18 protein-coding genes are annotated in these 20,423 nt (G+C 69.5%); 13 read left to right on the top strand and 5 right to left on the bottom strand.

The annotated features are described in order from the left end of the window. The first annotated feature begins 65 nt into the window (after positions 1-65). From pyrE to LRM18_RS05995, 8 genes are all read left to right on the top strand, one after another. Positions 66-725, top strand: coding sequence for an orotate phosphoribosyltransferase (gene pyrE, locus LRM18_RS06030; protein ID WP_049465919.1), 660 nt, complete (start codon positions 66-68; stop codon positions 723-725). A gap of 18 nt (positions 726-743) precedes the next feature. Continuing rightward, positions 744-1,406: a hypothetical protein gene (locus tag LRM18_RS06025; RefSeq protein WP_053461961.1), complete on the top strand. Its 663-nt coding sequence runs from the start codon at positions 744-746 to the stop codon at positions 1,404-1,406. A 170-nt stretch (positions 1,407-1,576) separates the two neighbouring features. Next, positions 1,577-1,669, top strand: coding sequence for a potassium-transporting ATPase subunit F (locus LRM18_RS06020; RefSeq protein ID WP_005407770.1), 93 nt, complete (start codon positions 1,577-1,579; stop codon positions 1,667-1,669). Between the two features lie 11 nt (positions 1,670-1,680). Then, positions 1,681-3,390: a potassium-transporting ATPase subunit KdpA gene (gene kdpA, locus LRM18_RS06015; protein WP_270952382.1), complete on the top strand. Its 1,710-nt coding sequence runs from the start codon at positions 1,681-1,683 to the stop codon at positions 3,388-3,390. Between the two features lie 10 nt (positions 3,391-3,400). After that, entirely contained in the window at positions 3,401-5,458 is a 2,058-nt protein-coding gene (gene kdpB, locus LRM18_RS06010; RefSeq protein WP_154329917.1) for a potassium-transporting ATPase subunit KdpB, read from the top strand. Beyond that, the gene (kdpC, locus tag LRM18_RS06005; RefSeq protein ID WP_053505726.1) at positions 5,455-6,105 is read left to right on the top strand and encodes a potassium-transporting ATPase subunit KdpC; all 651 of its coding nucleotides are present in this window, start codon (positions 5,455-5,457) and stop codon (positions 6,103-6,105) included. The genes kdpB and kdpC overlap by 4 nt, the downstream gene beginning before the upstream one ends. Positions 6,106-6,156: 51 nt before the next feature. After that, positions 6,157-8,817, top strand: coding sequence for a sensor histidine kinase KdpD (locus LRM18_RS06000; RefSeq protein WP_053461957.1), 2,661 nt, complete (start codon positions 6,157-6,159; stop codon positions 8,815-8,817). After that, entirely contained in the window at positions 8,798-9,511 is a 714-nt protein-coding gene (locus tag LRM18_RS05995; RefSeq protein ID WP_270952377.1) for a response regulator transcription factor, read from the top strand. The genes LRM18_RS06000 and LRM18_RS05995 overlap by 20 nt, the downstream gene beginning before the upstream one ends. 76 nt (positions 9,512-9,587) lie before the next feature. Here LRM18_RS05995 and LRM18_RS05990 read toward each other — a convergent pair whose 3' ends face one another. The 3 genes from LRM18_RS05990 to coaBC are packed head-to-tail and all read right to left on the bottom strand — an operon-like array spanning position 9,588 to position 13,708. Beyond that, positions 9,588-11,936, bottom strand: a complete 2,349-nt coding sequence (locus LRM18_RS05990) for a phosphomannomutase/phosphoglucomutase (protein ID WP_053505724.1) — start codon at positions 11,934-11,936, stop codon at positions 9,588-9,590. Between the two features lie 12 nt (positions 11,937-11,948). Continuing rightward, positions 11,949-12,422, bottom strand: coding sequence for a dUTP diphosphatase (gene dut, locus LRM18_RS05985; RefSeq protein ID WP_049465935.1), 474 nt, complete (start codon positions 12,420-12,422; stop codon positions 11,949-11,951). After that, positions 12,419-13,708: a bifunctional phosphopantothenoylcysteine decarboxylase/phosphopantothenate--cysteine ligase CoaBC gene (gene coaBC / locus LRM18_RS05980; RefSeq protein ID WP_229766869.1), complete on the bottom strand. Its 1,290-nt coding sequence runs from the start codon at positions 13,706-13,708 to the stop codon at positions 12,419-12,421. Before coaBC ends, dut begins: the two co-directional genes overlap by 4 nt. A 199-nt stretch (positions 13,709-13,907) precedes the next feature. On the opposite strand from coaBC, the gene LRM18_RS05975 reads away from it, so the two are divergent. From LRM18_RS05975 to LRM18_RS05960, 4 genes are all read left to right on the top strand, one after another. Beyond that, positions 13,908-14,534: a response regulator transcription factor gene (locus LRM18_RS05975; RefSeq protein WP_049465939.1), complete on the top strand. Its 627-nt coding sequence runs from the start codon at positions 13,908-13,910 to the stop codon at positions 14,532-14,534. A gap of 70 nt (positions 14,535-14,604) precedes the next feature. Continuing rightward, positions 14,605-15,309 carry a DNA repair protein RadC gene (gene radC, locus LRM18_RS05970; protein WP_270952369.1) on the top strand — a complete coding sequence of 235 codons (705 nt, stop codon included), beginning with the start codon at positions 14,605-14,607 and terminating at the stop codon, positions 15,307-15,309. A 112-nt stretch (positions 15,310-15,421) separates the two neighbouring features. After that, complete coding sequence (argS, locus tag LRM18_RS05965; protein WP_049465941.1) at positions 15,422-17,110, top strand: arginine--tRNA ligase; 1,689 nt, start codon at positions 15,422-15,424, stop codon at positions 17,108-17,110. 21 nt (positions 17,111-17,131) lie between these two features. Next, complete coding sequence (locus LRM18_RS05960; RefSeq protein WP_049465943.1) at positions 17,132-18,016, top strand: SPOR domain-containing protein; 885 nt, start codon at positions 17,132-17,134, stop codon at positions 18,014-18,016. A gap of 89 nt (positions 18,017-18,105) precedes the next feature. On the opposite strand, the gene LRM18_RS05955 is transcribed toward LRM18_RS05960, so the two are convergent. Then, positions 18,106-18,858, bottom strand: coding sequence for an SDR family NAD(P)-dependent oxidoreductase (locus LRM18_RS05955; protein ID WP_053461952.1), 753 nt, complete (start codon positions 18,856-18,858; stop codon positions 18,106-18,108). A 147-nt stretch (positions 18,859-19,005) separates the two neighbouring features. On the opposite strand from LRM18_RS05955, the gene LRM18_RS05950 reads away from it, so the two are divergent. Further along, a complete protein-coding gene (locus tag LRM18_RS05950) occupies positions 19,006-19,473 on the top strand; it encodes a DUF1456 family protein (protein ID WP_049465947.1) in 468 nt (155 codons plus the stop codon). Here LRM18_RS05950 and LRM18_RS05945 read toward each other — a convergent pair. Further along, the gene (locus tag LRM18_RS05945; protein WP_049465949.1) at positions 19,442-20,329 is read right to left on the bottom strand and encodes a LysR family transcriptional regulator; all 888 of its coding nucleotides are present in this window, start codon (positions 20,327-20,329) and stop codon (positions 19,442-19,444) included. The genes LRM18_RS05950 and LRM18_RS05945 overlap by 32 nt on opposite strands. Positions 20,330-20,423 lie beyond the last annotated feature (94 nt).

Below are 20,423 nucleotides of genomic sequence, written 5' to 3'. Positions count from 1 at the left end.
GGACGAGCGCGAAAGGCCCAGCTGGATTAGGATTTGTGCTCCAAATGAAGATGAATCGAGTTTTGATGAGCGACCACCGCCACCGTTTCCTGCAGCTGGCCCTGACCGCCGACGCCCTGCGCTTCGGCCAGTTCACCCTCAAGTCCGGCCGGCTGAGCCCCTATTTCTTCAACGCCGGTCGTTTCGACTCCGGCTCGCTGCTGTCCCAGCTCGGCGCCTGCTACGCCGACGCCATCGATGCCAGCGGGATCAAGTACGACGTGGTGTTCGGCCCGGCCTACAAGGGCATTCCGCTGGCCACCGCGATGGCCTGCGAACTGGCCCAGCGTGGCCGCGACCTGCCGCTGTCGTTCAACCGCAAGGAAGCCAAGGCGCATGGCGAAGGCGGCCAGCTGATCGGTGCCGACATGAATGGCAAGCGCGTGCTGATCGTCGATGACGTGATCACGGCCGGTACCGCCATCCGCGAAGCGCTGGGCATCATCCGCGCTGCCGGCGGCACCCCGGCCGGCATCGTGGTGGCCCTGGACCGCCAGGAGATCGCCTCGGAAGCCGACCGCCGCTCGGCGGCGCAGTCGGTGGCCGAAGAGGCCGGGATTCCGGTGATCGCCGTGGCGTCGCTGGCCGACCTGCTTGATTTCGCCTCCGGCAACCCGGAACTTGTGGGTTACCGGCAGCCGCTGGAAGCCTACCGGGCCCAGTACGGCGTCCGTTCGATCCGCTGACCGACCAGGGGAAAGGTCATGTCCCGAGTTCCTGCTGTTCTCTTTGCCGGCCTGCTGCTGGCCGTGCCGTTCACCGTGCCGGCGCAGTCGCGCGACGGCGGCAAGGTGGAAAAGAAGCTGTACTGCTGGAACGAGGGCAAGGAGCGGATCTGCAGTGATTCGCTGCCGGCCGATGCGGTCAATCACGCCCGCGAGGAGTTCAACGCGAAGAGCGGCCTGCGCAATGCGCAGGTCCAGCGCGCGTTGACCGACGAGGAGCGTGCCGCAGCCAGCACGGCGGCGCAGCAGCAGCAGCTGGACCTGATGGCCGAGCAGACCCGCCAGCGCACCGAACAGGCAATGCTGTCCACCTATGGCAGCGAGGACGACCTGCGCCGGGTGTTCGCCGAGCGCCAGGAAGTGCTGGACAACAACCTGAAGACCGCCGAGTACAACGTCACCAGCCTGCGCGAATCGCTGGTGGCGCTGCTGTCGGCGGCCGGTGACCGTGAACTGGCCGGTGGCAAGGTGGCCGACAAGCAGGCCGAGGCGATCCGCCAGCGGCACGTGCAGCTGCAGTCGCAACAGCGCCTGCAGGCCGGATTCCTGCAGCAGCAGCAGGCGCTGAAGGCGGAAATCGAAAGCACGCTGCAGCGCTATCGCGAGCTGAAGGGCGTGGCGCCGGCGAGCCAGGCCCCGTGATCCGCTTGTGGAGCCGAGCCCATGCGCGGCTCCGGCGCCCGGTTACGGCTTGACCCACCGAATTTATGCACTCTTTACGCGTCGGCCCGGTCCGGCGCGTAGTGCGTTTATGGGCGGCAGGACGACGATGGCGGCCTGAGGTGGAGGGGTTCCACCAGGACGCTATTGCAATGTCCCCCTGGCTGTCGTTGTTGTGTGGCGTGCTGGTGCTGGTCGCCGCCGCCTATCTTCTCTATGTCGTGCTGCGGCCCGAGTCGTTCTAACGGAGCCGGCCATGACTGAGATGCTTGTCATTCTTGCCGCCAGCCTGCTGCTGGCGTGGCCGCTGGGCCTGTACCTGGCCCGCGTGATGCGCGGCACGCCGATGAAGGTCGACGTGCTGTTCAACTGGATCGAAAAGCCGCTGTACACGGTGTTCGGCGTCGATCCCTCGCGCGCGATGTCCTGGCGCGGCTACGTGCTGGCCTTCGTACTGAGCAACGTGGTGGTCGCTGTATTGACCCAGGCGGTGTTCATGACCCAGGCCTGGCTGCCATTGAATCCGGACCAGATCCCGAACATGCGCTGGGACACCGCGCTGCACACGATGATCTCGTTCCTGACCAATACCAACCAGCAGCACTATTCGGGCCAGGCGCAGCTGTCCTACCTCTCGCAGATGACCGGCATCACCGGCCTGCAGGTGGTGACGCCGATGATGGGCCTGGCGCTGGCGGTGGCGACGCTGCGTGCGCTGTTCGCGCGTGCGCCGCAGGCTGCGGCGACCACCGGCAGCGGCGATGACCGCCAGGTCGCAGTGGGCAATTACTACGTGGACGTGGTGCGCCTGTGCGTGCGCTTCCTGCTGCCGCTGTGCCTGGTGTGGACCCTGCTGCTGACCAGCCAGGGCGTGCCGTCGACGATGGCCGGCGGCCCGCAGGCCGCGCCGATCGACGCCAGCGCCGGCATGGCCCAGCAGAAACTGCCGCTGGGCCCGGTGGCGGCGATGGTCGCGGCCAAGCAGCTGGGCGCCAACGGCGGTGGCTGGTATGGCCCCAACAGCAGCTTCCCGCTGGAAAACCCGACCCCGCTGTCGAACGCGCTGGAGGTGGTGGGCATCCTGCTGGTGCCGATCGCGGTGATCTTCATGATCGGCGCGTTCACCGGCCGGCGCCGCTTCGGCGCCCTGGTGTTCAGCTGCATGCTGGGCATGTCGCTGCTGTCCACCGGCGCGATGATGTGGAGCGAAGGGCATAGCGCCAGCGCCGCCACGCCGCTGCTGATGGAGGGCAAGGAAGTGCGCTTCGGCGCCGACGGCACCGCGCTGTGGGCGGCGGTCACGACCCAGGTCTCCAATGGCTCGGTCAACGGCATGCACGATTCGCTGGCGCCGCTGAGCGGTGGCATCGCGATGGTCAACATGCTGGTCAGTGCGATCTGGGGCGGCATCGGCTGTGGCCTGCAGCAGTTCATCGTGTACCTGCTGCTGGGCGTGTTCCTGGCCGGCCTGATGACCGGGCGCACGCCGGAACTGTTCGGCCGCAAGCTGGAGACGCCGCAGGTACGCCTGCTGGCCCTGCTGGTGCTGCTGCAGCCGATCACCCTGCTGGTGTTCACCGCGATCACCCTGGCCGTGCCCGGCCTGGCCGGCACGTCCAACCCCGGCTTCCATGGCATCAGCCAGGTGTTCTACGAGTATGTCTCGGCTTACGCCAACAATGGGTCGGGTTTCGAAGGGCTGGGTGACGCCACGCTGTGGTGGAACCTGAGCTGCTCGCTGGTGCTGCTGCTGGGCCGCTTCCCGCTGCTGATCATCCCGCTGGTGGTGGCCGCACAGCTGGCCGCCAAGCGCCAGGCGCCCGAATCTGCCGGCAGCCTGCAGATCGAAACCCCGACGTTCGCCCTGACCCTGGTCTCGGTGATCGTCATCCTGACCGTGCTGCAGTTCATGCCGGCGCTGGTACTCGGCCCGATCGCCGACCACCTGAGCCTGGGACTGCACTGAGGACACCGCCATGAGTAGTCTTGCAAGTTCCACCCGTAGTTCCGCCGCCGCGCGCCCTGCCCTGCTCGACGGCGCCGGCCTGCGCCGCGCACTGATCGAAGCCGTGCGCAAGTTGTCGCCGATGCACCTGGTCCGCAGCCCGGTGATGGCGGTGGTGATGGCCGGCACGATCGTGGCCGCGATCGTCACCCTGACCGGCAATGCGCCGCTGGGCTTCGGCCTGGCGGTGACCGCGATCCTGCTGGTGACCGTCCTGTTCGGCAATTTCGCCGAGGCGGTCGCCGAAGCCCGTGGCCGCGGCCAGGCCGCTTCGCTGCGCCGTGCCCGCCAGGACCTGGTGGCGCGCCGGCTGGCGGCGCCGCAGCCGGGAGCGGCGGAAGCGCAGGTGCCGGCCGCCGAGCTGCGCCCGGGCGACCACGTGATCGTCAGTGCCGGCGAGCTGGTGCCGGCCGATGGCGAGATCGTGCAGGGCCTGGCCACCATCAACGAAGCGGCGGTGACCGGCGAGTCGGCGCCGGTGCTGCGCGAGGCCGGCACCGACCGCTCCGGCGTGATCGGCGGCACCAAGGTGCTGTCCGATCAGATCATCGTGCGTGTCACTGCCGAGCCGGGCCACAGCTTCCTGGACCGGATGATCGCGCTGGTGGAAGGCGCCAACCGGCAGAAGACCCCGAACGAGATCGCACTGACCCTGCTGCTGGCGGCGATGACGCTGACCTTCCTGGTGGTGGTGGCCACGCTGCCGGCCATCGGTGCGGCCGTGGGCGTCAAGGTCGACCCGCTGCTGCTGATCGCGCTGCTGGTGTGCCTGATCCCGACCACCATCGGCGGCCTGCTGCCGGCCATCGGCATCGCCGGCATGAACCGTGCGCTGGCCGCCAACGTGCTGGCCAAGTCGGGCAAGGCGGTGGAAGTGGCCGGCGACGTCGATGTGCTGCTGCTGGACAAGACCGGCACCATCACCTACGGCGACCGCCAGGCCAGCCACTTCCATCCGCTGGCCGGCATCGACGCCAGCCAGCTGCGCGAGGCGGCACTGCTGTCCTCGCTGGCCGACCCGACCCCGGAAGGCAAGTCGATCGTGCGCCTGGCGCGCGAACAGGGCTGCGCCACCGCCGAGCCGGACCGTGCCGAGTACCTGGCCTTCAGTGCGCAGACCCGCATGTCCGGCGTCGATCTGGAGCATGGGCGGCAGATCCGCAAGGGCGCTGCCGATGCGATCCGCGCCCACGTGCAGGCGCTCGGCGGCAACGTGCCGGCTGAACTGGCCGGCCGCGTCGAGCAGGTCGCGCGCAATGGCGCCACCCCGCTGGTGGTGGCCGAGGGACGCCACGTACTGGGCGTGATCGAGCTGTCGGACGTGGTCAAGCACGGCATGCGCGAGAAGTTCGCGCAGCTGCGGGCGATGGGCATCCGCACGGTGATGATCACCGGTGACAATCCGCTGACCGCCGCCGCCATCGCCGCCGAGGCCGGTGTCGATGACTACATCGCCGAGGCCCGTCCGGAAGACAAGCTGGCGCGCATCCGCCAGGAACAGGCCGGTGGCCGCCTGGTGGCGATGGTGGGTGACGGTACCAACGACGCTCCAGCACTGGCCCAGGCCGACATCGGCCTGGCGATGAACTCCGGCACGCAGGCGGCGAAGGAGGCCGGCAACATGGTCGACCTCGATTCGGACCCGGCCAAGTTGCTGGCGGTGGTGGAGGTGGGCAAGCAGCAGCTGATCACCCGCGGCGCGCTGACCACCTTCTCGCTGGCCAACGACGTCTCCAAGTACTTCGCGATCCTGCCGGCGCTGTTTGCCGCTGCGGTTCCGGCCATGGCCGCACTGAACGTGATGCAGCTGTCGAGCCCGCGCAATGCGGTGCTGGCAGCGCTGATCTTCAACGCGCTGGTGATTCCCGCGCTGATCCCGCTCGCCCTGCGTGGCGTGCGCTTCCGTCCGGCCACGGCCACCGCGCTGCTGCGCCGGAACATGCTGGTGTACGGCCTCGGCGGCGTGCTGTTGCCGTTCGCGGCGATCAAGCTGATCGACCTCTTCCTTGTCCTGGTATTCGGCGCATGAACCGTTCTGCTTCCACCTCCACCTCCCTGCCCCGCGAAGCGAAAGCCGAGGCCCGCGTGGCCAGCCTGCAGGACGGCGCCGGCTGGCGCCCGGCGATCGGCCTGGGCCTGGCCACCCTGCTGCTGGCCGGCGCGGTCTACGCCGGCATCGCCACCGGTTTCGCCGGCCTGGCCTACCCCACCCAGGCCGAGGGCAGCTTGCTGCGCGACGGCAACGGCCAGGTGCGCGGCTCGGCCTGGTTGTCGCAGCCGTTCACCGGTGATGGCTACTTCCAGGCACGGCCGTCGGCGGCCAACTACGACCCGATGGCCGCAGCCGGTTCCAACCTGGCGCGCAGCAACCCGGCCCTGGCCGAGCGGGTTGCCGCCAGCACCGCGGCGGTGGCTGCGCGCGAAGGCGTCGCGCCGGCGCAGGTGCCGGCCGATCTGGTCACCCAGTCCGGCGGCGGCCTGGATCCACAGCTGTCGCCGGCCGCTGCTCAACTGCAGGTGGCACGCGTGGCGCGTGCCCGTGGCCTGCCGGTGGAGCGCGTGCAGGCGCTGGTGCAGGCACATACCGAGGGGCGCCAGTGGGGCCTGTTCGGCCAGCCGCGGGTGAACGTGGTCACGCTGAATTTCGCGCTGGACCATGCGGCCAAGGCACCGTGATGCCAGCCTGCACCGGCTGCGCGCACAATGGCGGCCATGACAGCGGCCCCCATGACTGACGCGCGTACCCGCCAGGCCGATGCCCTGGTGGAAGGCCTGCAACGCGAAGCCGGTGGCAAGCTGACCGTGTTCCTCGGCGCCGCGCCGGGCGTGGGCAAGACCTACACCATGCTGACCCGCGCCCAGGAACAGCTGCGCCGCGGCGTGGACCTGGTGGTCGGGCTGGTGGAAACCCATGGCCGTGCTGATACCCAGGCGCTGCTGGAGGGCCTGCCGCAGCTGCCGCTGAAGGAAGTGGCCTACCACGGCCACACGTTGCAGGAGATGGACCTGGATGCCGTGCTGGCACGGCATCCGGCGCTGGTGCTGGTGGATGAACTGGCCCACCGCAACGCGCCGGGCAGCCGCCACGAGCGACGCTGGCAGGATGTGATGGAGCTGCTGGACGCTGGCATCGACGTCTGGACCACGGTCAACATCCAGCATCTGGAAAGCCTCAACGACGTGGTGATGCGCATCACCGGCGTGCGCGTCAGCGAGACCGTACCGGACGGCGTGCTCGATCGCCTGCACGACATCGTGCTGGTCGATCTGCCCCCGCGCGAACTGATTGCGCGCCTGCAGCAGGGCAAGGTCTATGTGCCCGAGCAGGCCGCGCAGGCGCTGCAGGCGTTCTTCTCGCCGGCCAACCTGACCGCCCTGCGTGAGCTGGCGATGCAGGAAGCCGCCGACCGCGTCGACAGCAGCCTGCGCGAAACCCGCGCCGCACGCGGCGAAGGCAACCTGCCGCTGCGGCGCGGCGTGCTGGTGGCCATCGATGGCGGTGGCCAGAGCGAGTACCTGGTGCGGGTGGCGCGTCGCATCGCCGAGCGCCGCGACGCGCCATGGACGGTGGTGACCGTGCAGGGCCGGCGCCAGGACGAGGCCACGCGGCGCGAGATCGATGCGGCCTTCGCCCTGGCGCGTCGCCTGGGTGGCGACGCCGAACTGCTGCATGGATCGAGCATTGCCGATGCCCTGCTCGACCACGCCGCGCACAACGGCGTGTCGACCCTGGTGCTGGGGCGGACCCGTGAGCGTCCGCTGGCGCGGATGTTCAACCGTACCCTCACCCAGCAGCTGATCCAGCGCGGCGCGCACTACGAGATCACCATCATCAGCACGCCGCAGGCCCGGGCGCGCTCGCGCCGCGAGGGCCTGCTGCCACCGATGCGCGGCATCAGCTACGAGCCGGTGCAGGCGCTGATCGCCACCGCGCTGGCCTGTGCGGTGGCCTGGCTGGCCGAACGCTGGGTCGGCATGGCCGACCTGTCGATGGTGTTCATCGTGGCAGTGGTGCTGGTGGCGGCGCGCACGCGCGCCAGCGTGGCGGTGATGGCGGCGATCCTGTGCTTCCTCGCCTACAACTTCCTGTTCATCGCGCCCCGCTTCACCTTCGCCATCGGTGCACGCCAGGGCGTGATCACCGTGTTCCTGTTCCTGGCCGCGGCACTGGTGGCCGGGCGCCTGGCCTCGCGCCTGCGCATGCAGGTCATTGCGCTGCGTGCGGCCAACCGCCATGCGCGCGCGCGCCAGCAGCTGGGACGCCAGCTGGCCAGCGCCGCCGGCAACGGCGAGGTGGCACAGGCAGGTCGGCATGCCCTGGAACAGGCCATGGATGTGCCGGCCTGGCTGCGGATCGGCGCCGACACCGCCGCCGGTGGCCGCAGCCAACCCGGCGATACCGACCTGGCCGCCGCCGACTGGGCGCTGCGCCATGGCCAGCCCAGCGGGCGCTTCACCGACACCCTGGCCGGTGCGCAGTGGTGGTTCCTGCCATTGCTGGATGGCGAAGATCGCGCGATCGGCGTGGCCGGCCTGTACCTGCCCGGCGCACAGGCACGCCTGCTGCCCGAACAGCGGCAGCTGGCCGAAGCAATGGTTGATGACATCGCGCAGGCCGCGCTGCGCACCCGACTGGTGGCCGAACTCGAACAGGCACATGTCAGCAACGAGACCGAGCGGTTGCGCTCGGCCCTGCTTTCTTCGGTGTCGCACGACCTGCGCTCGCCGCTGGCGGCGATGATCGGTTCGGCCGACAGCCTGGCCAGTTACGGCGCGGCGATGGACACGGCCGATCGCCGTGCCCTGCTGGACACCATCCTGGTCGAAGGCGAGCGGCTGGACCGCTACATCCAGAACCTGCTGGACATGACCCGCCTGGGTCACGAAGGGCTGAAGATCAACCGCGACTGGATCGGCGTGGACGAACTGATCGGCTCGGCGGCGCGGCGCCTGCAGCGCTACCAGCCAAAGGTGCGGCTGGAGCTGGACATTCCGGCCACGCTGGCGCCGATCTGGGTGCACCCGGCGCTGGTCGAACAGGCGGTGTTCAACGTGATGGAGAACGCGGCCAAGTTCTCGCCGCCCGACGCCGCCGTGCAGGTGCAGGCGCGCGAACTGGACGGACAGCTGCGCATCGATGTGATCGATGCCGGCCCCGGCATTCCCGATGACGAGCGTGCGCGCATCTTCGACATGTTCTACAGCGTCGAGCGCGGCGACCGCGGCCGCCACGGCACCGGCCTGGGCCTGACCATCTGCCAGGGCATGATCGGCGCACATGGCGGCAGCGTGCAGGCGCTGCCCGGACGCGACGGTCGCGGTACCCTGATCCGCATCACCCTGCCCCTGCTCAAGCCAGCCTCCCACGATGAGCCCGACCCCGATTGATGCCAGCGTGCCGGCCGCACGCGTGCTGGTGATCGACGATGAAACCCAGATCCGCCGGTTCCTGGACATCAGCCTGCGCGCGCAGGGCTACCAGGTGCGGCAGGCGGCCACCGGCCAGGAAGGCCTGCAACTGGCCGCCAGCGAGGACATGGACCTGGTGATCCTGGACATCGGCCTGCCGGACATGGAAGGCCACGAGGTGCTGGAACAACTGAGGCAGTGGAGCCAGGTGCCGGTGATCATGCTGACCGTGCGCGCCGGCGAAGCCGAGAAGGTGCGCGCACTGGATACCGGCGCCAACGACTATGTGACCAAGCCGTTCGGCACGCAGGAGCTGATGGCGCGGGTGCGGGCGCTGCTGCGCACGCGCAGCGTGCCGACCGACGGCACCGCGCCGGTGTTCGACGATGGCCATCTGCACGTGGACCTGGTGCGCCGTGAAGTCGCCCTTGATGGCGAAGCGGTGGCGTTGACCCGCAAGGAGTATGCGTTGCTGTCGCTGCTGCTGCGCAATGCCGGGCGGGTGGTGACCCAGCCGCAGATCCTGCAGGAAATCTGGGGCCCGACCCACCAGCACGACACCCATTACCTGCGCATCCTGGTCGGCAAGCTGCGGCACAAGCTGGGCGACTCGGCGCTGGATTCGCGTTACCTGTTCACCGAACCGGGCGTGGGATTGCGGTTCAAGGGGTAGTGCCGGCCGCTGGCCGGCAATTGGGCTTGCCGGCCAGCGGCCGGCACTACCCATTCTGCTGCAGCGTCCAAAGGGGTCAGAACCCCAGCGGGGTATCGCCCAGCACCGGTTGCAGCTGGCTGCGGAACAGGGCCTGGATGCGCTCCAGTGCCGCCTCGTCGTTGCCCTCGAAACGCAGCACCAGCACCGGGGTGGTGTTGGAGGCACGCACCAGGCCCCAGCCATCGGCGAAGTCCACGCGCAGGCCGTCGATGGTCGACAGGCGACCGCCCACGTACGGGTTGTCCGGCGATTGCGCCGCCGCCACCAGCATCGCCACCAGCGCATGCGGCGTCCCCTCGGCCACCGGGACCTTCAGCTCCGGCGTGGCGACCATCTCCGGCAGTTCGCCCAGCACCTCGTCCGGGGTTTCCTCGCGCTGGGCCAGGATCTCCAGCAGGCGCGCAGCGGCGTACAGGCCGTCGTCGAAACCGAACCAGCGTTCCTTGAAGAAGAAGTGGCCGCTCATCTCGCCGGCCAGTTCGGCGTCGGTCTCGCGCATCTTCGCCTTCATCAGCGAATGCCCGGTCTTCCACATCAGCGGGCTGCCACCGTTGCGCAGCACATGGTCGGACAGCTTGCCGGTGCACTTCACGTCGTAGATCACCATCGCGCCCGGATTGCGCATCAGCACATCGGCGGCGAACAGCATCAGCAGGCGGTCGGCATAGATGATCCTGCCTTCGCCGGTAACCACGCCCAGCCGGTCGCCATCACCATCGAAGGCCACGCCGAGATCGGCACCGAAGCGCTTGACCGTCTGCACCAGGTCTTCCAGGTTGGCTGGCTCGCTCGGGTCGGGATGATGGTTGGGGAAGGTACCGTCGACATCGCAGTACAGCGGGATGACGTCGGCGCCGATTGCTTCCAGCAGCTGCGGGGCCAGTGCGCCGGCCACGCCATTGCCGGCGTCGGCCACGACCTTCAGCGGGCGGTCCAGCTGCACGTCATCGGCGATGCGCTGGATGTAGTCGGCACTGACGTCGCGCTGCTGGTAGTCACCCGGCTCGGCGGCCTGCACCAGGCGGCCCTCGACGATGCGCTGGTAGAGGTCGGTGATCGCCTCGCCGGACAGCGTTTCGCCGCCGATGACCACCTTGAAGCCGTTGTACTCGGGCGGATTGTGGCTGCCGGTGACCGCCACGCAGGTGCCGGTCCGCAGGTGGAACGCGGCGTAGTACACGAGCGGGGTCGGCGCCAGGCCGATGTCGATCACCGCGCAGCCGGCACGGCGCAGGCCTTCGGCCAGCCCGGCCGTCAGCTCCGGTCCGGACAGGCGGCCATCGCGGCCGACCACCACCTCGCGCAGGCCCTGCTCCAGCGCCACGGTGCCGATGGCCTGGCCGATCAGCGCGGCGGTCTTCGGCGTCAGTTCGCTGCCCACCACGCCGCGGATGTCGTAGGCGCGGAAGATGCCGGCGGCCAGTTCTTCGACAGGCACCGGCGGTGGCGGCGGTGGCGTGGCATCGCCACTGCCGGCCAGGTTCGCCACCGGTGGCGGCGCCTGCTGCAGGCTCTCGCTCAGGGTCGGGCCATGGTCGGCTTCGGACGCTGCGGCGCGGCGCGGCAACGGCAGCGACTTCGGCAGCCGGTCGCGGCCGACCACCAGCAACACGGCAATGAACGCCAGCAGCAGCGCGACGATGGCGCTGGCCAGCGCACCGAGGCCGAGCGGGCCGGCCTCGACGTTGGGCACCGACGCGACCAGCCGCAGCGGCGTGCCGGCCACGGGTCGCGCCAGCGCCTCCGCACTTTCGGCCAGGCTCGGGTCGCCCTGGGTGACCAGATCGAATCCTCCCTGGCGCAGGCCGAGGAAGCCGGCCGACGGCGCGCTGACCTGGTCGAGCGGTGAAGTCAGCCGCAGCAGCGGTTGGCGCACATAGATGACGGCCGGCCCCAGGCTGCCCAGCTGCACCGGCGCGGCCAGGCCCAGGCGGTTGCCACCGCCGTCGCGGACCACGCGCAGGCTGGGCTTGGCCTCGGCCAGCGCGGCTTCCAGCAGCGCCAGCCGCGCATAGCCGAAGGCGGCCGGATCGGCATAGGCGTTGGCCAGATCGGCCGCCAGCACCTCGACCTGCTCGACCCCGCTCCAGCCCTCGCGCACGGCCAGCGCCGCCGCAGCGGCATCGCCAGCCTGCAGCGCCTGCTGCACGCGATCGTTCTTCAACTGCTGCTGCAGCTGCTGCAACTGGCCCGCAGCGGCCTGCTGCAGGCCCTGCACGGCCTGGTCACGCGCCTCTTCCAGCGCCTGCCCGTTGGCCTCCTGCCGCCACTGCTGCACCGCACTCCATCCGAACCAGCCGGCCAGTAGGATCAGCAGTACCCCCAGCAAGGGTGCACTGCGTCCCAACGACCGTCCCCGCTGTCCTTCCCCGATGCCGCTCATCGATGCCCCCTGTCAACGCACCCCGGTATGGCCGAATCCACCCGCGCCCCGCACGCTGTCGGTGAAAGTATCCACCACCTGCAGGCTCACGCGGGCGATCGGAACCACCACCAGCTGCGCGATGCGATCGCCCGGCTCGATGGTGAACACCTCGCGGCCACGGTTCCAGACGCTGATCAGCAGCGGCCCCTGGTAGTCGGCATCGATCAGGCCGGTGCCGTTGCCCAGCACGATGCCGTGGCGATGGCCCAGCCCCGAGCGCGGCAGGATCACCGCGCACAGGTTCGGGTCGGCGATGTGGATGGCCAGGCCGCTGGGCACCAGCGCGGTGTCGCCCGGCTGCAGGGTCAGCGCGGTATCCAGCGCCGCGCGCAGGTCCATGCCGGCACTGGCCTCGGTGGCATAGGCCGGCAGCGGCCAGCTGTCGCCGAAGCGCGGGTCGAGCAGCTTGACCTGCAGCGGTTGGGAAAGGGATGCCTGGGTCATGCCTGGAGTCTCCGCGCGATCAGCGCCAGCAGTTGTTCGGCCAGCTCGCGCTTGGAGGTGGCCGGGAATACCTGTTCACCGTCCTGCCAGAAGGCCGTGGCGGCATTGTTGTCGCTCTCGAACCCGCCGCCGCTGATGCCCACCTGGTTGGCGATCACCAGGTCCAGGCGCTTGTCGATCAGCTTGCCGCGTGCGTACTTCTCCACGTCGTGGGTCTCGGCGGCGAAGCCGACCACCAGCTTCAGCGACTGGGTCTGCGCCGCCACTTCGGCAAGGATGTCCGGCGTGCGCACCAGCTCGATCACCAGCGACTGGCTGTCAGCGGTCTTCTTCAGCTTCTGCGTGGCAACCTGGCGCGGCGTGTAGTCCGACACCGCGGCGGCACCGATGTAGATGTCGGCAGGCAGGGACGTCAGCACGGCATCGCGCATCTGCGCGGCCGAACGCACATCAATGCGCTGCACGCCCGGCGGCGTCGGCAGCTGTACCGGTCCGCTGACCAGCACCACCTCCGCGCCCAGCGCGGCGGCGGCGGCGGCCAGGGCGAAGCCCATCTTGCCGCTGCTGCGGTTGCCGACGTAGCGCACCGGATCGATGTCTTCGTAGGTCGGGCCGGCGCTGATCAGCAGGCGCAGGCCCTGCAGCGCGCGGGTCTCCGGCGCGGCAACGGCCGCGGCGCTGCCGCCATTGGCGGCCAGCGCGGCCACGATGTCGCCGGGCTCGGCCAGGCGACCGGGGCCGGATTCGCCTTCGGCCAACGGGCCATCGACCGGGCCGATCACCTGCGCGCCCCGCTGGCGCAGCAGCGCGATGTTGGCCTGGGTGGCCGGATGCAGCCACATGCGATGGTTCATCGCCGGGCAGATCGTCAGCGGCGCGGTGCTGGCCAGGCACAGGGTACTGACCAGGTCATCAGCATGGCCCTGGGCCAGGCGTGCCAGCAGGTCGGCGGTCCCCGGCGCGACCACGATGCGGTCGGCCCAGCGGGCCAGCTCGATGTGGCCCATGGCCTGTTCGGCGGCGCTGTCCCACAGCGTGGTGCGGGTCGGCTGCCCGGACAGGGCCTGGAAGCTGAGGGGGGTGACGAACTGCTGGGCGCCGGCGGTCATCGCCACCTGGACCTGGGCGCCGGCGTCACGCAGCCGCCGCACCAGTTCCAGAGCCTTGTAGGCCGCGATCCCGCCTCCGACGCACAACAGCAGTTTCTGGCCTTCCAGCGCGCGAACCGGCGCGGGGGAAGCGTTGGGGGAGTCAGCCACCTGGAATTCCTGTGCAAACGAGGGCATTAGCTTACCCGATGGTCGGTAATGTCCCGGTACACGGCGCACATAGCGGGCGGCTATCAGCAGATGGGACTTGGACCACAGCGCTTCCGGGGTTCAGGCCAGTGCGATTCGGAACTTTCCTATACCTGCGGGCCGGCCACGTTTGCAGAATCGTCGGTGGCCACCACAGGTGTGCCGCTTCGCTTTTCGAGGATCCCGCGTGCACCCGCGCATCATCATCGCCGACGACCATCCCGTCGTCCTGCACGGCATCCGCATCGTGCTGCAGACCCACCTGATGGAGGTTGTCGGCAGCGCGCGCGACGGCGCCCAACTGCTGCACCTGGTCGAACGCCACGACTGCGACGCCGTGCTGACCGATCTCTCCATGCCGGGCGACGGTCCCGACGGCGCGGACCTGATCGCTGAACTGCGCGCACGCCACCCCGGCACGCCCGTGGTGGTGCTCACCGGCGCCCGCCACCCCGGCCTGCTCGACGGCCTGCTGCGCGACGGGGTCGGCGGCCTGGTCGACAAGTGCGCCGATTTCGGCGAGTTGCCGCAGGCGCTGAACGCCGCCCTGGCAGGCCAGGTATTCGTCTCGCAGCAGCTGCGCCACCACCTGCAGGCGCGCGACCTGATGTTCGCGCGCGAACCGGCCGCGCTGTCGGCCCGCGAGCAGGAAGTACTGGACCTGCTGGCCGCCGGGCTGAAGGTGAACGCCATCGCCGTCCACTGCGGACGCAGCCCGAAGACGATCAGCCGGCAGAAGGCCGAAGCCAAGCGCAAGCTGGGCCTGCAGAACAACCAGGAACTGTTCGCCTACCTGCAGTCGCGGCGCGGCTGAGGCAACGGCCGACCCTGGCATGCGGGCTGCCCCGATGGGACGCCTCACCCGCACCGGCGATGATGCAGGCATGCCCATCCATGACTGGCCCGAACAGGAACGTCCCCGCGAGAAGCTGCTCGCCCGCGGCCCCGCCACCTTGTCCGACGCCGAGCTGCTGGCGCTGTTCCTCGGCTCGGGCTTCGGCGGGCGCGACGCGGTGCAGACCGCGCGCGACCTGCTGCAGGCGCATGGCCCGCTGCGCGTGCTGCTGGACCACCCGGCCCGGGAGCTGGCCCGGCTGCCTGGGCTGGGCCCGGCGCGCAGCTGTGCCCTGGCCGCCGGGCTGGAACTGGCCCAGCGCTACCTGGCTGCCGAGCTGCAGCAGGGCGAGGCGGTCGGCAACAATCCCGTCGCGGTGGGTCGTTACCTGCAGCACCGCCTGCGCGGCCAGGCCCGCGAGATCTTCATGGCGCTGTTCCTCGACAACCGCCACCGCCTGATCGCCTGCGAGGAGCTGTTCCAGGGCACCATCAACGCCGCGCCGGTCTATCCCCGCGAGGTGGTGCGGCGCGCCCTGCTGCACAACGCGGCGGCGGTGATCCTCAGCCACAACCACCCCTCCGGCGACCCGGAGCCCTCCGGCGCCGATACCCGCATCACCGACGAACTGCAGCAGGCGCTGGCCCTGGTGGACGTGCGCCTGCTGGACCACTTCGTGGTCGGCGAGGGCCGCCCCGTTTCATTTGCTGAACGAGGGCTGCTGTCCCCGCCCCAGCCGCGCCTGTTCGGCTGAGCCCCGCCCGCCAGGCGCGGGCGGGGCCCCCACAGGCATGTTCTGGTCAGCGTGGGCGCGGGCATCTGCGCTAAAATGGGCGATTCCGCCGCTCATTCTCACAGCAGGCCTCGTGAAAAATCTCCTCCGCGCCCTGATCAGCCAAGGCATCGAAGCCTTGCGCGCCAATGGCACCCTGCCCGCCGACTCCCTGCCGCCGGACTTCGTGGTCGAGCGCCCGAAGACCCGTGACCACGGCGACTTCGCCACCAACGCCGCGATGCTGCTGGCCAAGGCCGCGCGCAGCAATCCGCGCGCACTGGCGCAGGCGCTGGTCGAGGCGCTGCCGCGCAGCGAGGACGTCAGCAAGGTCGAGATCGCCGGTCCCGGCTTCATCAACTTCCACCTGGCTCCGGCCGCGTACCAGCGCGAAGCCGCCTCGGTCATCAAGGAAGGCCACGATTACGGCCGCAACCTCTCCGGCAACGGCCGCACGGTGGGCGTGGAATACGTCTCGGCCAACCCGACCGGCCCGCTGCACGTCGGCCATGGCCGCGCAGCGGCCATCGGCGACTGCGTGGCCCGCGTGCTCGATGCCAACGGCTGGAATGCCAAGCGCGAGTTCTACTACAACGACGCCGGCGTGCAGATCGAGAACCTGGCGCTGTCCACCCAGGCGCGGATCAAGGGCATCGCACCCGATCAGGACGGCTGGCCGGAAGGCGGCTACCGCGGTGAGTACATTGCCGATGTCGCCCGCGCCTACATGGCCGGTGCCAGCGTCGATCTGGAAGGCAGCATCGTGGTCGGCGCCAAGGACCCGGACGACATGCAGGCGATCCGTCGTTTCGCGGTGGCGTACCTGCGCAACGAGCAGAACCTGGACCTGGCCGCGTTCGGTGTCGACTTCGACATCTACTTCCTGGAAAGCTCGCTGTACGCCGACGGCAAGGTCGCCGAAGCCGTGGCCAAGCTGCAGGCGTCCGGCCACACCTATGAGGAAGGCGGCGCGCTGTGGCTGCGCAGTACCGACTTCGGTGACGACAAGGACCGCGTGATGCGCAAGTCCGACGGCACCTTCACCTACTTCGTGCCGGACGTGGCCTACCACCTGTCCAAGTGGCAGCGCGGCTATGAGCGCGCGATCACCGAACTCGGCGCCGACCACCACGGTTCGCTGGCACGCGTACGCGCCGGCCTGCAGGCGCTGGAAGTGGGCATCCCGCAGGGCTGGCCGGAATACGTGCTGCACCAGATGGTCACCGTGATGCGCGGCGGCGAGGAAGTGAAGCTGTCCAAGCGTGCCGGCAGCTACTTCACCCTGCGCGACCTGATCGAGGAAGCCGGCCGCGATGCCACCCGCTGGTTCCTGATCGCGCGCAAGCCCGATTCGCAGCTGACCTTCGACATCGACCTGGCCCGCCAGCAGAGCAACGACAACCCGGTGTTCTACGTGCAGTACGCGCACGCCCGCGTGTGCAGCCTGCTGCGCCAGGCACAGGAAAAGGGCCTGGTCTACGAGCAGGGCGATGGCCTGGCCAATCTCGGCCGCCTGGCCGACGACGCCTCGCTGCTGCTGATGAACGAGATCTCGCGGTACCCGGAAGTGGTGGAAGCGGCCGGCGTGGCGCTGGAGCCGCACCTGGTGGCGCAATACCTGCGTGAATTGGCGCATGCCTTCCACACGTGGTATCACGGGACACCGGTGCTGGTGGACGACGCCGCCGACCGCAACGCCAAGCTGACCCTGGCCTGCGCGGCGCGCCAGGTGCTGGCCAATGGCCTCGAACTCCTGGGCGTGAGCGCCCCGGAAAAAATGTAAGCATCAGGAGACGCAGTACACATGGCAGCACGACGCGGCAAAAGCCAGGCACGACGCAACAGCAGCAGCCAGGGCACACCCGGATGGGTGTGGCTGGTGGCCGGTGTGGCGATCGCCGCCGTGGTGTTCCTGGCGGCGCCGAACCTGTTCAAGGGCGATGGCGATGGTTTCCTGCGCGCCGGCCCGCAGCCGAACCCGAACGCGCAGCCGGCCCCGGTCGCTGATGCCGACAGCGATGTCGGTGGCCAGCCGGCCGCACCGCCGGCCACGCCGAAGCCGGCCGAGGCGGAGAAGCCCGCCGCGACGCAGTACGACTTCTACACCCTGCTGCCGGGCAAGGAAGTGGAAATGTCCGATGCCGAACTGGCCGCCAGCGCGCGCGCCGAGGACCAGCGCCGGGCCAAGGCGGAAGCGTCGCGCGCGCAAGCCGCGCTGGAGGGCAAGCCGGTACCGCCGGCCAGCACCGCCCCCGCGGCAACCGCCAGCGTCGCCAGCACCGCACCGGCGGCCGCCGCCAGCCGCCCACTGCCGGCACCGCTGAGCGAGCGCCCGACGGCGGCAACGCCGCCGGCCAGCACCGCGCCGGCGTCCACCAGCACGGCGGCCACCCCGGCGGCACCGCGGGCGGAGACTGCGCCGGCAACGGCCGCTGCCGCACCAGCGGCCGCCGACAACGCCCGCTACATCCTGCAGGCAGGCGCCTTCGGTGCCTCCGGCGACGCCGAAGCCACCAAGGCCAAGCTGGCGATGATGGGCCTGGCCGCACGCGTGGAGTCGGCGCAGATCAACGGCAAGACCGTGTACCGCGTGCGCATGGGGCCGTACGGCAGCGCCAGCGAACTGTCCGAAGCCAAGCAGAAGCTGGACGGCACCGGCCTGCAGGCGATGGCGATCAAGGCGCAGTGAGGCTGCCGATCTGAATGAAAAAGCCGGGCACTGCCCGGCTTTTTTTTTGTTCCTGCTGAGTCGAGCATGGCTCGACTCTCCACACGGCGTCAGCCCTCGCGGGCAACCTGGAAACCGGCGAACGACTGGCTGACCGGCATCAGCTCCAGGCGATTGATGTTCAGGTGCGGCGGCAGCGTGGCCACCCAGAAGATCTGTTCGGCGATGTCTTCGGCCGTCATTGGATTGGCACCGCTGTACAGCTTGTCCGAGGCGTTCTGGTCGCCATGGGTGCGGACCACGGTGAACTCGGTCTCGGCCATCCCCGGCTCGATCGTGGTCACGCGCACGCCGGTGCCGTGCAGGTCCGAGCGCAGGCCGAGCGAGAACTGGCTGACGAAGGCCTTGGTACCGCCGTAGGCATTGCCGCCCGGGTACGGGTAGACACCGGCCACCGAGGAAATGTTGATGATCGCGCCCTTGCGCTCCACCAGCTGCGGCAACAGGCGGTGGGTCAGGGTCACCAGCGCGGTGATGTTGGTGTCGATCATCGTGGTCCAGTCCGACAGCCTGGCGCTCTGTGCCGGTGCGGTGCCCTGCGCGAGGCCCGCGTTGTTGACCAGCAGGTCGATCTCGCCGAAGGCCGGCGGCAGCGCCAGCAGCGCCGCTTCCATCGCCACCGCGTCGCGGATATCGAAGGCGGCGGCGTGCACCACGTCCTTGCCGTAGCGCTCGACCAGCGGCTGCAGGCGTTCACTGCGGCGGCCGGTGGCGATCACCTTCCAGCCCGCCTGGGCGAAGCGGTGGACAGCGGCGGCGCCGAAGCCGGACGTGGCGCCGGTAATCAGGACAGTGCGGGTCATCAGGCAACTCCAGGGGGAAAACCAGACCCCCATTCTGGCACCGTCGGTTGGCCTCTGTGTTGCCCGATCAGCCAGATCCGGGGTCAGATCCCCTTGCTCCGCAACGGGATCTGACCCCAGCTGCAGGGTGACCGGTACAATCGGGCCATGATCAACAACGATGTCCTGCGCAGCGTGCGCTATTCCCTGGACCTGGGTGACCAGCACGTGGTCGCCCTGTGCCAGATGGCCGATCCGGCCTTCACCGTGGATACCGAACAGGTGAAAGCCTGGCTGCGCCGCGAGGACGAAGCCGGTTTCGAGGCGATGAACGACAGCGCGCTGGCGCACTTCCTCGACGGCCTGATCGTGCACCTGCGCGGACGCGACGAGAGCCAGCCGCAGCGGGCGGTGGAAACCCGCATCGACAACAACCTGGTGCTGAAGAAGCTGCGGGTGGCCTTCCAGCTGCGCGACGTGGACCTGATGGAGATCTTCGCCAGCGCCGGCTTCAACGTGTCCAAGTCCGAAGTCGGCGCGCTGTTCCGCCAGCCCGGGCACGCCAACTACCGGCGCTGCCTGGACCAGATGCTGCGCAACTTCCTCAAGGGCCTGAGCCTGCGCCTGCGCGGCTGAGCACCGCCTCGACGAAGGCGCGCGCGGCCGGCGCCGGCAGTCGCTGCCAGACCAGGTGCACGCGCCGGGTCGGGGTCGGCTGCAATGGAATCCGCACCACGCCCTCGAAGCCGTCGGCGATCGACGCCGGCACGATGCCGACGGCCAGCCCATGGCGGACGAAGCGTTCGACCAGTTCCATCAGGTTGACCTCGAAACGCACCGCGTGCGGCACGCCAGCGGCGGCGAACGCATCGTCGGTCTGCCGGCGCGCACCGGTGCCGCGCGGGAAGTCGACCAGCGCCTCATCCTGCAGTGCGGTCAATGGCAGGCGCGGCTGCCCGGCCAGGCGATGCGACGGCGCCAGCACGGCCACCAGATCCTCCTCCTGCAGCATCTGGTGGCAGACGCCGTCCAGAGGCGCCGAGGGCGCCAGCCCGACCAGTGCCACATCCAGCGCGCGCGACTGCACCTGCGCGATCAGGTCCTCACTCCTGTCCACCCGCAACTGGAATTCCACCTGCGGGTGCACCTGCTGGAACGCCGCGAGCATCGCCACCAGGTCGATGCCGGCCAGCGAGGAGATCTGCCCGATGGCCAGCAGTCCGCGTACCTCGCCGCTGACGGCGGCCACGTCGGCGCGCAGGTGGCGCAGGCTGGCCTGCACCTGGCGCGCATGCACCAGCAACGCCTCGCCGGCCGCGGTGGCCCGTACCTGGCGCGGCAGGCGCTCGAACAGCGTGACCCCCAGTTCCTGCTCCAGATGGGCGATCTGGTGGCTGAGCGCGGACTGCACCACGTGGCAGCGTTCGGCGGCACGGGTGAAATTGCCCTCTTCGGCCAGGGCCACGGCGAACTCCAGCTGCTTGAGATTCATCCTGCTATCTTGTTTACAGATGACACGGATGATGATGATTCATTTCCATCATGCGCGCAGCAGGCGGACACTGTGTACCCCACTTGCTGGAACA

The sequence above is a fragment of the Stenotrophomonas sp. PI_27 genome, from assembly GCF_027854495.1.
Lineage (GTDB): Bacteria > Pseudomonadota > Gammaproteobacteria > Xanthomonadales > Xanthomonadaceae > Stenotrophomonas > Stenotrophomonas pavanii.
This window is presented reverse-complemented; position numbering and strand designations above follow the sequence as displayed.